This is a genomic window from Dysgonomonas sp. Shenzhen-Wh21 (assembly GCF_043392705.1).
In the GTDB taxonomy this organism is placed as follows: Bacteria; Bacteroidota; Bacteroidia; order Bacteroidales; family Dysgonomonadaceae; genus Dysgonomonas.
In genome coordinates this window covers 50,583-64,724 of the sequence record NZ_JAIXHZ010000036.1, presented here as the reverse complement: position 1 = coordinate 64,724, position 14,142 = coordinate 50,583, and the positions used below count along the sequence as shown (strand labels likewise).

Annotated in this window: 12 protein-coding genes; 2 read left to right on the top strand and 10 right to left on the bottom strand. The window is 37.4% G+C overall.

Annotation, left to right across the window (positions count from 1 at the left end):
• Positions 1-136: 136 nt before the first annotated feature.
• The 4 genes from LDB17_RS01965 to LDB17_RS01950 all read right to left on the bottom strand — a co-directional run bounded on the left by LDB17_RS01965 (position 137) and on the right by LDB17_RS01950 (position 3,335).
• A complete protein-coding gene (locus tag LDB17_RS01965; RefSeq protein ID WP_252638186.1) occupies positions 137-679 on the bottom strand; it encodes a hypothetical protein in 543 nt (180 codons plus the stop codon).
• A gap of 162 nt (positions 680-841) precedes the next feature.
• The gene (locus tag LDB17_RS01960; RefSeq protein WP_252638188.1) at positions 842-1,603 is read right to left on the bottom strand and encodes a GNAT family N-acetyltransferase; all 762 of its coding nucleotides are present in this window, start codon (positions 1,601-1,603) and stop codon (positions 842-844) included.
• A 556-nt stretch (positions 1,604-2,159) separates the two neighbouring features.
• Positions 2,160-3,050 (bottom strand): GyrI-like domain-containing protein, encoded by an 891-nt coding sequence (locus tag LDB17_RS01955; protein ID WP_252638189.1) that lies wholly within the window; start codon positions 3,048-3,050, stop codon positions 2,160-2,162.
• A 9-nt stretch (positions 3,051-3,059) separates the two neighbouring features.
• Entirely contained in the window at positions 3,060-3,335 is a 276-nt protein-coding gene (locus tag LDB17_RS01950; RefSeq protein ID WP_393924853.1) for a zinc ribbon domain-containing protein, read from the bottom strand.
• A 291-nt stretch (positions 3,336-3,626) separates the two neighbouring features.
• On the opposite strand from LDB17_RS01950, the gene LDB17_RS01945 reads away from it, so the two are divergent.
• Complete coding sequence (locus LDB17_RS01945) at positions 3,627-4,403, top strand: hypothetical protein (RefSeq protein ID WP_252638191.1); 777 nt, start codon at positions 3,627-3,629, stop codon at positions 4,401-4,403.
• A 131-nt stretch (positions 4,404-4,534) separates the two neighbouring features.
• Here LDB17_RS01945 and LDB17_RS01940 read toward each other — a convergent pair whose 3' ends face one another.
• The 6 genes from LDB17_RS01940 to LDB17_RS01915 all read right to left on the bottom strand — a co-directional run bounded on the left by LDB17_RS01940 (position 4,535) and on the right by LDB17_RS01915 (position 10,378).
• On the bottom strand, positions 4,535-5,629 hold the full coding sequence (locus LDB17_RS01940) for a glycosyltransferase (RefSeq protein WP_252638193.1): 1,095 nt from the start codon (positions 5,627-5,629) through the stop codon (positions 4,535-4,537).
• Positions 5,630-5,778: 149 nt separating this feature from the next.
• Entirely contained in the window at positions 5,779-6,366 is a 588-nt protein-coding gene (locus LDB17_RS01935) for an ACP phosphodiesterase (protein ID WP_252638194.1), read from the bottom strand.
• Positions 6,367-6,515: 149 nt separating this feature from the next.
• On the bottom strand, positions 6,516-7,784 hold the full coding sequence (locus LDB17_RS01930; protein WP_252638196.1) for an LVIVD repeat-containing protein: 1,269 nt from the start codon (positions 7,782-7,784) through the stop codon (positions 6,516-6,518).
• A 31-nt stretch (positions 7,785-7,815) separates the two neighbouring features.
• Positions 7,816-9,138 carry a porin family protein gene (locus LDB17_RS01925; protein ID WP_252638197.1) on the bottom strand — a complete coding sequence of 441 codons (1,323 nt, stop codon included), beginning with the start codon at positions 9,136-9,138 and terminating at the stop codon, positions 7,816-7,818.
• Positions 9,113-9,676 carry an RNA polymerase sigma factor gene (locus LDB17_RS01920; protein WP_006842213.1) on the bottom strand — a complete coding sequence of 188 codons (564 nt, stop codon included), beginning with the start codon at positions 9,674-9,676 and terminating at the stop codon, positions 9,113-9,115. The genes LDB17_RS01925 and LDB17_RS01920 overlap by 26 nt, the downstream gene beginning before the upstream one ends.
• Before the next feature lie 144 nt (positions 9,677-9,820).
• Entirely contained in the window at positions 9,821-10,378 is a 558-nt protein-coding gene (locus LDB17_RS01915; RefSeq protein WP_252638198.1) for a hypothetical protein, read from the bottom strand.
• A 280-nt stretch (positions 10,379-10,658) separates the two neighbouring features.
• On the opposite strand from LDB17_RS01915, the gene LDB17_RS01910 reads away from it, so the two are divergent.
• A complete protein-coding gene (locus LDB17_RS01910; protein WP_252638200.1) occupies positions 10,659-14,126 on the top strand; it encodes a protein O-mannosyl-transferase family in 3,468 nt (1,155 codons plus the stop codon).
• The last annotated feature ends 16 nt before the right edge of the window (positions 14,127-14,142 follow it).

Sequence of the window (14,142 nt, the reverse complement as noted above, 5' to 3'; positions counted from 1 at the left end):
TGACGGATAACCTGTAATTTAAAGGGGAGTGGATAATCGCTCTGTTTACGCCGATTTTGCTTGATCTCGGAATGTGTCATAAATAAGTCAGTTTTGTGTCAACCTATTTTAGGACGGGACACACTAAATCAGTATTTTATTTCTTTGCCCAGTATGAAAATTTACCTCGATACACAATTTCTAATTTAACATTATCAGCAGCTGTAACATCAACAGAAGGGGTAAATTTCACAACTGTCTCCAATTGTTTTTTATTCACCATCATATTAAATCCATTTTTAAAGAAATCAGTATAAGCCCCTGTATATAGTATATATTCAGTTGATCCATTTGGTAATTTAACATCTCCGAATACTTGACTTTTACCATTTATAGTTAGAGTAAAGCCAGCAAGAGTAACACCTTCTTTCAACCCTACAATTTTTATAGATGTGCGATCCGGATAAAACTCACCTGTAGAGATAGGTGAACCATAATTGGGATTATCTTTAAGCATATCTGATAATGTAGATGTTACTGCAGGATTAGTCTCTGCAACTTGTCCTGAATAACCCTTAATTTCAACTGTTTGCTTACACTCTCCTTCAAAGAATATCTGCTCTTTTTCATCATCACTTCCACAAGATGTTAAGGCAAAAACCGTAGTTATTGTAAATAAAATAAATGCTAATTTTCTCATAATTTAATTGTTGTTTTAGTTTTATTGGTTTGTTTAAGCACTGTGTATTCTAAAATTTCTGTTAATGATGACACAAAAATAATGCTTTTTTTGAAAATAGAACAAATATATTTCATACAGAGGAAATCCTCCGGCATTTTCAGGCTCACTCTTTTACATTAATCAACCTCTTACTTTATCAATCAATTTACTTAATTTATCAGGAGTCAATATTTCGTTAGTATAAAATTTGCCATCCACAAACAGGCTATAAGTTGTTACAGGCGAAAAATGATTCTGAGCAATTTCCTTTGTTTCTATCCGATGACACCTTACAGGATAGTCTGAGACTTGGATTATAGGCTCTAACAATTTTATGTAAGGAACGGTAAAAGGACATTGCTCTGTATAAAAAATATCGATACCTCTTACGCCGTCTCCCATCCCGCACTTTGCTGATTGCTTAAAAGAAGGCATTGTTATTCTTTGATCGAAGTTTTTTACCATCAATTCAAAATAAGGGTCACAAGTATCACACACCTCATATCCATTATGAAGCATAAAAGCTTTGTCTGACAAGAAAGGTTTCTTTTTATTTCCAACGATCAACACCACACCTTTATAACCCTGTGAACGGGCATCCTCTTCACACTCTGCCAACAAACGTTTTCCGTAACCTTTTCCCTTAAACGAGCCCGATACCCAAAAACAATTGATAAAAATATAGCCCTCCGCATCGACAGGAACCCAAGCAATCTTTGCAGGAATATACTCTATAAAGACCTTCCCTTTTACATCGAACTTTATAAATCTCAAACCTTCCTTAAACCGTTTACTCAACCACTCTTTCTTAGCTTCAACTCCTTTGGCTGTAGATTTACTACTAATTGCACAGCAAATATGTTCTGTAAATAGATTTTCTTCTGTAAGCTTGATTATATTCATATTTTTCAAAAATAAAGGTTCTAACTCCTCTTGTTGTAAAAGTAATAATTATAAAAATAGCTGGCAATCGAGCCTTCTGTCTATAGTCTTATTTTCTAGTCGATTATTTGATCTGTACTATAAAAGAGGCGATAAATGTAGCCGAATTTGTAAATATGAAACAGTACTTTTTGTAAATATGAAACAGCATACTTTTCGATTCTTCATACTTTTATACGTCCAATGGATATTGGGATGAACGCAGTCTGAATGACGTTGATTATTCGATTTTTTAATCACTAGTCGTACCGACATTCTGAGAGGAATTCTTGCTTCTTGCGGACTTCCGGTTACCAATGGATTTTAACAGTGAAATTTTCTTGATCTTTTATTTTTTGACTTCCTTCCTTAACTTTCTTCGGTCATCGACCGTTGATTCTTCTACAGAAGAACTATAAATTGTAAAGTGAATCAAAACTCATCATTCTGAGAGCAAGTACCTCCCCTTTGGGGAGGTTCGGGATGGAGAGTCTAATTGAATTTGATTTGGTTAGTTTATACCTCCCTAAAATAGAAATTACAAAAATAGTGGCTGATCAAAATTTTCCAACTTAGAAATGGGAATGTATATTTCAGTCAATATATCATCCTCCGAAACATTGTTCGGACTATTCAGATATTTTTCATAAGCATACCCACCCCGCAGTTTATAGCCACTTTGCGGTAACCACCTGAGGTAGATATTATAATACATATCCAGCAATCCGCTATATGAACCTCTAAGTGTAAAAATAGCATACATCCCCCCACTTATCTTTTGCACGCCGAAAGCTCCCTGAGGTCTCACTTCTCTATCTACGGTAAAACAAGCATAAAATCTACAATTTTGAGGATGTGTTATAGTTGGGTTATCGAAACTGAGTCCTATAAACTCAGTTTTATCATTCACAAGATTGTTCTCTTTTGCAAACTGTCCCAGTTTCTTCCATGCGATTGTATATGACTCCGCAGCACCGTAGCTGTCTATTATACGAATATACACAACCTGTTTGGAGGGGATTTTTCTTATTTCAGGAACAAGGGCGATGACCGCTCTCTCTGTTTTTCTGAAAAAATTGGACGCATCCTCTTCCTGCATACGAAAAGCCGAAGGAGAAATACCAAAATGCTTCTTAAATGCTTTTGACAAGGCATACTTTGTTCCATAGCCGGTTTTCACGGCGATTTCGCTCAACGTATGCTTTGTCATCTGCAAATATTCTGCAATATATTCTAAGCGAAGACGATTGACATACTCCCCTATATTTTCCCCAATTATAGCTTTAAATATACGATGAAAATGATATTCGGAGATATTAGCTATCTCAGACAACCTTTTTATATCGGGCACTTCAAACAGATGACCATTGATATAATCAACTACATTATTTACCGCTTTTTCGTATTCGCTTTGGGTAGTTTTCTTCATTAAGAGTAATTATGCTTGCGCCCAACGCTTCAGCTTTGGAAAATACATTTTCATTTGTTCTATAGCATGTTCTTTTGTCATCTTTTGCTCCGAGTCTTTATTAAATTCATCTACAAACTGAGCACAATGCACAATCATTTCGTCCATTGTAAAGTCTTGCGTAAACTTACCATCAGCAAAGCAGTAGCGACAATAATCTTCGTTCTTACTGTTGTCGGCATTATTTCCGAAATCTTCATTCACATTAAGAGGCATACCGCAACTTTGGCAAAATTTCTGATCCATAATAGTTCTTGTTTTATTAATAATTAATTAGCACTACAAATAACGGAAATATGATAAGATGAAGGGTTATCCAATCTTGCTTATTTAGTTTTTTAATATACAAACGCAGATAGCTCACTTATCCACAAAATGCAAACAACAAATTAAAAATAAGACATTTACACAGCATAACAAAAGAAACCCCTCGTTAATTAACGTTAAACAAGTCTCTGCCGATTAATCTTTCTGATATTAATCGAATCAAAGATACAAAGAGATAAAAAAAGTATTCACCTTTTAATACATATAGTCATGAAAAAGTTTCTATTAGCATTCGCTTTATTGATCGGTGTAGCATCATTCTACAATACATCAGAAGCTCAAAATATAAATATTAGTATCAATATAGGACGTCAACCTGCTTGGGGACCCGTGGGATACGATTATGTAGACTATTACTACATGCCTGATATTAACTGTTACTTCAATGTCAATTCAGGGCTATTCTTCTATTTTGACAGAGGAAGATGGATCTCGGCTCGTTATTTACCATATGCTTATCGCAATTACGATTTGTACGGAATGCACAAAGTAGTTTTGGTAAATGTAGCAAACCCTTGGAGATACAACCATATACACTGCAGAGACTATGGTCGTTATAAAGGACACCACTCTCAAGTGATCATCCGTGATAGCCGTGATTATCGTTACAGAGACAGCCGCAACAATAGAGTAGCATGGTATTCGGGCAACAAACACAACAACTATAGGGGTAACGAATATAAATACAACGGAAGAGATAATGACAGATATAACCATAACAAAAAAGACAATAACCGCAAAGATTATAATTACAATGGACGTGAACAAAGTCGCAACAACGACAGAAACTTAAACAGCGGAAGAAACAATAATAAAGAACAAAGATACGATAACAGACAAACTGAAAGAACTAATAATAACATTAGCAGCAGACCGTCTTCCAGCAGAGAGACCAGGAAAGAGTCGAATGTAAAACGTTCATCTTCTGAAGAAAGAGGAAACTACAGACTGGCATCGAACAGAGAAAGAGCGACCAGAAGCAGATAAGCAGATAAATTAGGCATATAGGTTTTTATAGTGAGTAGTAAATAAAGAGAGCGAGGGTAATTCAGAGTCGAATTATCCTCGCTTTATTATAATATTTCTTACAGCTAAGAGAAGATCTGCTATAAATACTTTTATTTCCAAAAATCAAGATATTTCTTAGTGACAGTAAGGAAATCATGATTTTTTTCTACAAACTCACGACTCTTTCTTGATATTTCGGGTATTTGTTTTTTATTCAATACTACCCATTCCAGCTTCTCGAAGACATCATCTTCGGTAGGGTGCACATTTATTATTGGCCTATTATCATATTCGCCGTATAGATCGTAAATATAAGGCTCTCCCCCTCCTATCAGCACTTTACCTTGCGCCATAGCCAGCAACGCATTCATGGCAGGAGTATGCGAATACAGCTGATCGAGCACAACATGTGCCTCCGACATCAACTTTTGATATACATCATAGCTAACCGATTCTACACGAGTAACAATCACCTTATCAGGATATTTGTCTTTTACCCTGGCCAATGCCCGTTCCATAACATCAGTCCCTTTAAACTTCTCTCTTACCTTGTTGATCCCAATAAAGAAATTTACTTTTTCGGGTTCGTCTGCTATGGGCTGAAACTCTATTTCGGAGGTATTTAAAGGCAGAGGGATATATCTTACTTTACCTTTAAAAAATGGTTCATAAGCTACATAATACTCATACAAGCAAGCAACTATCCCATCGGATGTATTTGCCATCATTACGTTAGAGTCTTCGAGAGGAGTATCTATCCATTTGTCGATAAACCGTTGGTTGAAGTCCACATTTATAGGTTTGCCGTCAACAAAAAACTCGGAATAATCAAATATTTCGTTGCCAAGACATGCCTTTACCCAATAAGAATCGTCGCCAAAAGCTCCTAAAAAAACCTTCTTGTTATTCTTTTTCAGCTTCTTATACAAGTAATTATTTACCTTTACATTCTGGGTAGTAAAGCATGGATTTATCAGCTGAACAACATCATAGCCCTTAAACTTTTTAAATTTTCCAAGAACGGATATCAGACTCGTCAAAGTATCTATTATACCCGAACTTTTACGAGACAAGTCAATATCCCTCGGATAGTTCTTAAAACCGTCTCCGTCTGACGCAACTACAACTTCGTGCCCCATACTTCTCAGACCTTCGGCAAGAGTAAGATGCACCCGACTATATTCTCCTATCAAAAGTATCTTCATATATTAATAGTATTTGCAAAATATTAAGTGTATATCTAATTTAACTCCCTAATCTACTTTAGTTTATATTTTGTGTATAAAGATAATAGATTTTAGATTGATCAGTAATATGAATCCTCCTCGTACTATAATCATTCAGACTCTCGGGATTATATATCTTCACCCGATATATCCTCTACGTATGCCTTCAACTGAGGGAAGAATAATTTATAGCTCTCCTGTATGTCTTTATAATGCTTTTCGAAGTCGGCAAATACAGGTGCATCATCATCAAGATAATTTGCTCTGTTTTTCAGCCTTTCGAAGCTTCGTTCTATCAGCCATCTGTGGCGATAATTATAAAGCCAATCTTCTTTTTTCATATACATATACATCGAGCAAAACTTAGAAGGAAGATGCTTCACACTTTGTTCTATCTGGGCATAACATTTCTGAGCAAATGCCTCCCAACCTTCCCCGGGCTCGCTACTATCGTCGAGAGCTAAGAAATGATCGTAAGAGACATCTAAAAAGGGACCGGCATATCTGCCTGCCGATTCCTTGAATATAGTCATCGTATCCAAGGGTATGGGATGCCTGTCGGTAAAAGTATCTATCTGCCTGTGTATATGTATACCACGTTTTATCCCTTCGGGATATTGTTCTATCTGTTTACCTTTTACCATATCGGCAATCATATTCCCCACTAATATTTCAGGATCTCCGAAAGAAAGGTAAGCATGTGCAAGGAAATTCATTATGTCTCTAGTTTTCTGGACACAAAGATATGCTTTTTTATGGATAGAATATGCCGAACTGTTTAAGCTAAATAGAGGGAATACTTTCATATAACTAAAAAAGCACCAGCTATAAAAAACTGATGCTCCAACAAAATTAAAAATTTGATTTACTTTTCTATAGCGATCTTACTCAATTCTTTTACATTTTGAAGGTCTGAATAATCATACTGATACAGCCCCTCATCAGTAGCCATCAGCAGCAGATTTTCATGAGAAATAACATCAAAACCAGCCATACCTTTATAATGCTTCAATTGATTTGACATTAATTTCAGAGGATCGTCCGTTTTAAATATTTTTAATCCGTCATCACACAGAAACAAAGTACCGTTATTTAGAGCTAACCCTTTAGGGTTTGTCATTGGATATGATATTATTTTATTAGGATTTTTCACATCACTAATATCAATTATAACTAATTCGTTAGTATTTGCTTCATTACTATTTCCTGTGCCAACTGTCACATAAACAAAATTCCCGTCTATAGCAATAGGGAAACCATCACCTACAAGCTCTATAAAAGATTGCTTTTGAGGATATAGTGGATAGTTTTTAACTGAACAGATGAGTATTCCTCGATATGTTGCTATAAGTAAGTTATCATTATAACGAATAATAGACCTCATGCTGTAGTCAAAAGGCAACTCATGAATTAGGTTAACTGTTTTGTTATCACCTAATGAGAAAACTTTCACACTGCCATTTAAAACAACATACAAGTAATCTTTATAAAAAGTAATCTTCGAAGCAGAAGGACTTACTACTGATTCTATTTTGTTGTTTGATAGCACCGAATCATTAATAGGAGATGACCATGGAAATTTTAAACCTAACATTTTTCTTTCTACAACTTTCCACCCAACTACGATATTTTTATTCGTATTTTGGGTATAGCACATATCATGATCATAACCAAAATTATTTTGCGTTTCAGGCAATGCATATGTAAAGGCCTGTTCTATGCGTCCCTTCAATTCAGGCTTTGCCGGATTTGTGAGATCAAACCACACCAGATCCACATAAGCATCGGCATAAAGAATATCATTTCGAATAGCCAAATCCACATTTCCCAACAACTCTATATATCCTATATTCTTTGGATTAGACGGATTTCTGTTATCTATAATATGAATTCCTTTTTCAGGCTCAGAAATATACAAATAGCCTTTATAGAAAGAAATTTTACCCTGCTTTTTGATTTCCACAGGAGTAGTTTTTACTTTTACAGAGTTACGAAAATCAGCAGCTTTCATAAATATGGGTTCGTTGATCTTATATGTAACCACCTCATATCCATCTCCAGACTCATCCTTATCACTACAACCAATTAGTAGTGATATCAAAAGAAAAAAGAACATGTAAAATAACTTTTGCATTGTACTTTTATTTAAGGTTAATATGTAAACTCTAAAACGAATATCTCAAACCTCCACTCAGTCCAAAGACATGAGAGTTTTCTGAACGTATGCTAAACGGCTGATTATTGTCAAAAAAATAAGAATAGCGAGGTTCGAAGTATATTCCCCAATCACTATAAAATTTATATGTTACGCCCACAGAAGCATTCAAAGACCATTGAAGACCCCGAACACTCTGATGGGTAGAATAATTTAAAGAATTAGACTCTTCTCGCTGTATAACGCTCTGCGAATAATTCATTCGCAAACCTTTTTCTACCATTCCTCCGGCAGATACGTATATATTCCAATTCGGGTTATTCCAGAGATACACAACAGCATTGAGAGGAATACCTAAATAATGCAATTCTTGCTTGGCGGTGTGATAAGATGTTCCACTCCTCCTAAATTTAGAAGACAAGTAAGTATATACCAACCCGGTCTCGAAACCTATCCTATCAGTCAGATCTTTACGAACAGTAACACCAAATGATAACGGAACAGAGTGACTTACATTTGTAAAGTCGTTGTAATCCAAAAACTCCTTTCCGTATGAATTATGTCCTCCATCAGAAAGTGCACCGCTCTCACTCGAAGGAAGGGAATTCATCATAGAATAATAACCATTCTTATCCGGTCCCCCTCCTCCAAATGAAGCGCTTCCTCCCGAAGAGAAAGAAGCGGCTAATAACCATTTGTCTTGTCTCTTCGATTTTTCAATAAGGATTCTAGTTGGTTCATTACTTTTCTTTACATCTTTATAAACACGAGAAGGAACAGAATCTTTCTTTACTTCAGGTAAATCGGACTCGCTATCAGGCTCCGCAACTCCGAGAGAATTGCCAATTTGAGCAAGCTGCACAGTATCTATCATTAACAGAGAATTTTCAACAGATTTCGTTGTGCCGGACGAACTGTCATCTATCGATACTGCTTCACTTACTTGTTGCGAAATCAACCGGACGCTTCCTGAAGATTTCTTAGTTATTTTTATTTTATTTTCTTCTTTTACGACATTATCCTTGCCATTTACGGCATTATTATCTTTTTCTACAAAGGTTGTTATTTTAGCAGGCGTTGCACCACTGCCTATTTGGGTAATATAGTCCTGTTCTTTTAGAGGCAACATCAACAAGACTAGCAAAATGACGGCAGCAGCAGCCCCGGCAATAGTCCACCACATCGTACGCCTGTTGCTCACAGGTTTGATGCGCTGCTCTATTGCATTCCAGCTATCTTCATCGACAGGCATACGGTGATCTTCGAGCCGCTGCTTTATCAATTTACTGAAATCGTCAAGTTGGTCTTTATATTTTTTTTCGTTCTGCTGCATTTTCATGCATAATTAAAGATTCCACATTTTTTTGTAAAATTTTCCTGGCTCTTATAAATTGAGACCGGGATGTACTTTCGTTTATACCAAGCATATCTGCTATCTCGCTATGCGAATATCCTTCGATCACAAACAGGTTGAAAACAGTGCGATACCCGTTAGGCAATTTAGCCACACAAGCCAATATCTCATTCACAGAGAGTTGTTCCAATGCCGAAACATCACCGCTTTCCATCGCTTCGTCATACTCATTTATATCTGAAGTCACACGAAGTATATCGTTGCGGCGCAAATGCTCAAGAGCAGTTGTTACAAAAACCCGACGCATCCAACCGTTAAAAGAACCCGTTCCGGAATAGGTATGTATCTTGGTAAATACCTTTACAAACCCATCCTGCATTAAATCTTTGGCTGTCTCCCTATCATTAACATACCGCATGCAAACAGACATCATGGCAGGAGCATGTAACTCATAAAGTTCTTTACGAGCCCATGACTCACCACGTTTACATCCGGTGATTAATTGCAGTTCGTCCATTCGTTTTTCTCTCTATTAAATAAGATGCGAGTTAAATTCAAAAAGTTGCATCGAGTATAAAAATAAACTTTTTTATTTATCTATTTAACAAAAAAGCCTCACCATATAAAAAGTGAAGCTTTTACAAACGCGTATATTATTAATTTATTTTTCTGCACTCATATCCGGATTATCCGTTGCACCATAGCAAGTCTTGCCATCTACCGACAGTACAAAATTTTTCACTACATCTGTTTTTTCTTTAGCCTCATTGGTTACTGTATACTTACATTCCACAACAACAGCCAAAACCTGATCGGTCTTTTGTCCCTCATACAACCGAGTAGGTTCGGGTTTTACAGCTTTCAGTGAATCAATTGTTTGCTGGGTCTTTGTCAATTGAACGGTATATGCGTCAGTTACAACTTTCGACGATGTGCCTATTCTCACAAGATCTTGCTGATAGCTTGCCAATTCTTTCTCAGCCTGTTCGATCCGGGCTTTCAGTTCTTTTTCAGCCTTCATATTAAGGAAGTTGATACTGTCGCCTACCGTTACTTTCTTTAACTCCTTCACTTCATTCACCTTAACTTCTATTTTAGAAGTTTGTCCTTCAGTAGACTCGATATAGCTTGATATGGCTCCATCGTATTTACCGGAACACGATACCATAAAGAAACTTACGGCCAAAGCCAAGAACAGGAAATAATATTTTCTCATCATAGTTTTATTTATTGTTTCATTTTTGAGTCTTAGTTTGTTTAGCAAATGTAGAAAAAAATAAGAACACATACCCGCATATTATTTAAAGAAATGTGACTCATCATCTAACCCCTTGTTTCAAAGAGAAAGGAAAACCCTCTATTTTAAGAAGTTTTTGAATTTAGCAACTAAAAACCAAGCAATAAAAAATAATACTTTCAGTGATTTAACTATCTTTGCACCCAAATGTATAAAAAACAACTGTTTAATCAAGCAGCATATCATTCAATAACTGTTCATTATGAAGAAATATAACCTGATAAACAATATTTTTGGTTGGTTTAGTTTTGCCGTAGCCGCTATTGTTTACCTGATGACAATTGAACCTACAGCCAGTTTTTGGGATTGTGGCGAGTTTATTACTTCAGCCTATAAATTGGAAGTTGGACACCCACCCGGTGCGCCATTCTTTATGCTCACAGGGAAGTTCTTTTCGTTATTTGCTTCCGATCCCAGCCAAGTTGCTGCAATGATAAATAGTATGTCTGCGCTATTAAGTGCACTCACCATCCTATTTTTGTTTTGGACTATTACACATCTTGCTAAAAAGCTCATATATACTGATACCGATAAAGAAATGACTATGGGGCAACTTATAGCCATCATCGGAAGCGGATTGGTTGGAGCCCTTACATATACGTTTACCGACACATTCTGGTTTTCGGCTGTCGAGGGTGAAGTGTATGCATATTCGTCTATGTTTACAGCCCTTGTATTCTGGTTAATCCTGAAATGGGAAAACCGTGCCGATCAGCCGGGAGCAGACAAGTGGCTTGTGATTATAGCCTATGCAATGGGATTATCTATCGGTGTCCATTTGCTTAACTTGCTTTGTATCCCTGCCATTGTTTTGGTATATTACTTCAAAAAAGCAAAACACGCTGATGTAAAAGGCATATTGCTTGCCTTGGCAGGCTCACTGTTGCTGATTGTAATTCTTATGTATGGTATTATCCCGGGATTTACAAAAGTAGGAGCATGGTTCGAGATGCTGTTTGTCAATAGCCTCGGATTCTCATATAATACAGGTGCGTTATCATATATTCTACTGACAGTAATTTCTATTGTTTGGGCAATATATGAAACTCTTTCATCGAAGGGAAGCATCAAAAGAGCCAAGATCGCTACATTTATTGCTTTAGCTCTAAGCGGCGTTGTATTTATAGGCTCTAGTGTAGTACTGTGGATCGTTTTGATTGCTGCACTCGCTGGCTTCTTATTCTTTTATAAAGGAATCAACGCACGTTTTCTGAATACAACCGTTCTGTGTCTACTTGTTATACTGGTAGGTTATTCATCTTTTGCTTTAATACCTATCCGTTCGATAGCGAATACTCCGATGGATCAGAACTCGCCCGAAAACGTATTTACGCTGGCAAGTTACCTCAACCGTGAACAATATGGCGACAGACCGCTATTCTATGGCAGGACGTATGCTTCAACCGAGAAGAAAGACCCTTCTACAGGCAGAATGGCAGCACCTGAAAGCGAAAAGAAAACATACGATAAGATAGTAAAGAAGTCACCTGACCAAAAAGACGAATACGTAGTAACAGGTACTATCCCTACATACGCTACAACGAACAATATGCTGTTGCCTCGTATGTATTCTACCGAAGACAGACATGTTCTGGGTTATCAGATCTGGGCAAACATCAAAGACCCATCTGTGCCTCCGACAATGTTTGAGAACATGAAATTCTTCTTTAGCTACCAGCTAGACTTTATGTACTTCCGCTACTTCATGTGGAATTTCTCAGGCCGCCAGAATGATATCCAGTCGGTAGGAAATATAAGCAACGGTAACTGGATTACAGGTATCAGCTTTATTGACGAATTGCTCGGACGTGGACCACAAGGGAATCTTCCTCCGGATATTACAGAGAACAAAGGGCATAATAAATATTACATGTTGCCACTCATACTGGGTATTCTCGGTATTGTTTTCCAGTTGACCAAAGGACGTAAAGGTGAGCAACAGTTCCTTGTAACGTTTATGTTATTCTTTATGACAGGTATCGCTATTATCATATACCTGAATCAGCAACCATTCGAACCACGTGAGCGTGACTATGCTTATGCCGGATCGTTCTATGCCTTCTGTATATGGATAGGGTTTGGTGTTGCCTTTATATGGAAAACATTAAGCAAATGGGTACCAAGCACAGTTGCAGCCGGAATCTCCACAGCTTTATCGCTGTTTATACCGATACAAATGGCAGGGCAAAACTGGGACGATCACGACCGCTCCGACAGATATACAATGCGTGACTTTGGGATGAACTACCTCAGAGGATGCGAGCCGAATAGTATTTTATTCTCGATGGGAGACAACGATACATTCCCATTATGGTATGCTCAGGAAGTAGAAGGTTTCCGCACCGATGTGCGTGTATGTAACCTCAGCTACCTGCAAACAGACTGGTATGTAGACCAAATGCGTCGTCAGGCATACGATTCGTCGCCACTGCCTATCAATTGGGAATCAGACCGCTATCAAGGGTCTAAAGGACAATCGGCTTACGTTCTGTCTCGAAAAGATATTGAAAGTATTATTACCCGTGAGCTTAAAAACTCTCAGGACGGAGCATGGCTGGGAAGAATCAACTTCAACGACTATTATGATACATCAGCATATAAAGATACCATGCAAGTGAGCGAGGTATTGGATATACTGAAAACCAAAGACAACTATGCCCCTCGCAATCCATTCGGCATCGACAAAGGTGTTGTAATACCAAGTAGTGTATTGAAAATGTCTGTGAATGAATCGAAAGTAGACTGGAAGAAAATGGGTGCAAGTCCGCAATCTCAGTTTATATTCAACCTTGGAGACAACAAGGGCGGTATCTACAGACAGGAAATGATGATATTGGAAATGTTGAACAATATCAACAACGACGACTGGAAACGTGGCATCTATTATGCGATGACTATCGGCGAACCACCTTTGAAATTGGAGAAACAATCGATCAAAGAAGGTATTATATGCCGTATCATTCCGGGTGTAGCAGACAGTACAGGAGTAAATACTGATGTGATGTTCGACAATATGGTCAACAAGTACAAATGGGGAGGTATCGAAAATCCGAAAGTATATCTGGATGAAAACAACCTGAGAATGTGCCGCACGTTCCGTGTATTGTTTGGCGAACTCATCTCTGCTTTGTTAGAAAAAGGCGACAATGAGAAAGCACTCCAAGCCCTTGATGCATGTATAACAAAAATACCGGGCAACACTGTTCCGCGCGGTGGAGAGTCTGTTATGTTTGCTGAAGCATATTACCAACTCGGACATGCTGACAAGGCTCAAAAAATAATAGACGAAATCATGTACAGATCAAACGGCTCTTTGGAATGGTACGCCAGCATGAAACAAACAGACATGATCACATGTAGTTCTGATATACGGGATTATATAAATACCGAAATTCAGATATTGGATATCTATCAACGCTACGACAGAGCTAAATATAAAGTGCTCCTCAACAAATTGATGAGCCTATCTGAACTATACCTTAGCAATGGGGTAAGCTTCAGTGAAAGCAGACACCCTCTCGATTTTCTTATGCGGGTAACAATGAGAGGCTTCTACCTGTCGGGTGAAGATACTATAGCGGAAAAAGAAGAACATGCAATGGCCGAACACATCGCCGGTCTGATGCAGAAATATAATCCTCGTCTTTTGCAAAAATACAGATCTAACTAGAATAAATAAACAAACA

Excerpts from the sequence above, each read along its gene's own strand:
- LDB17_RS01965 (WP_252638186.1), bottom strand. The coding sequence starts at position 679 with ATGAGAAAATTAGCATTTATTTTATTTACAATAACTACGGTTTTTGCC.
- LDB17_RS01935 (WP_252638194.1), bottom strand. The coding sequence starts at position 6,366 with ATGAATTTCCTTGCACATGCTTACCTTTCTTTCGGAGATCCTGAAATA.
- LDB17_RS01940 (WP_252638193.1), bottom strand. The coding sequence starts at position 5,629 with ATGAAGATACTTTTGATAGGAGAATATAGTCGGGTGCATCTTACTCTT.
- LDB17_RS01915 (WP_252638198.1), bottom strand. The coding sequence starts at position 10,378 with ATGATGAGAAAATATTATTTCCTGTTCTTGGCTTTGGCCGTAAGTTTC.
- LDB17_RS01955 (WP_252638189.1), bottom strand. The coding sequence starts at position 3,050 with ATGAAGAAAACTACCCAAAGCGAATACGAAAAAGCGGTAAATAATGTA.
- LDB17_RS01960 (WP_252638188.1), bottom strand. The coding sequence starts at position 1,603 with ATGAATATAATCAAGCTTACAGAAGAAAATCTATTTACAGAACATATT.
- LDB17_RS01925 (WP_252638197.1), bottom strand. The coding sequence starts at position 9,138 with ATGCAGCAGAACGAAAAAAAATATAAAGACCAACTTGACGATTTCAGT.
- LDB17_RS01920 (WP_006842213.1), bottom strand. The coding sequence starts at position 9,676 with ATGGACGAACTGCAATTAATCACCGGATGTAAACGTGGTGAGTCATGG.
- LDB17_RS01945 (WP_252638191.1), top strand. The coding sequence starts at position 3,627 with ATGAAAAAGTTTCTATTAGCATTCGCTTTATTGATCGGTGTAGCATCA.
- LDB17_RS01910 (WP_252638200.1), top strand. The coding sequence starts at position 10,659 with ATGAAGAAATATAACCTGATAAACAATATTTTTGGTTGGTTTAGTTTT.
- LDB17_RS01950 (WP_393924853.1), bottom strand. The coding sequence starts at position 3,335 with ATGGATCAGAAATTTTGCCAAAGTTGCGGTATGCCTCTTAATGTGAAT.
- LDB17_RS01930 (WP_252638196.1), bottom strand. The coding sequence starts at position 7,784 with ATGCAAAAGTTATTTTACATGTTCTTTTTTCTTTTGATATCACTACTA.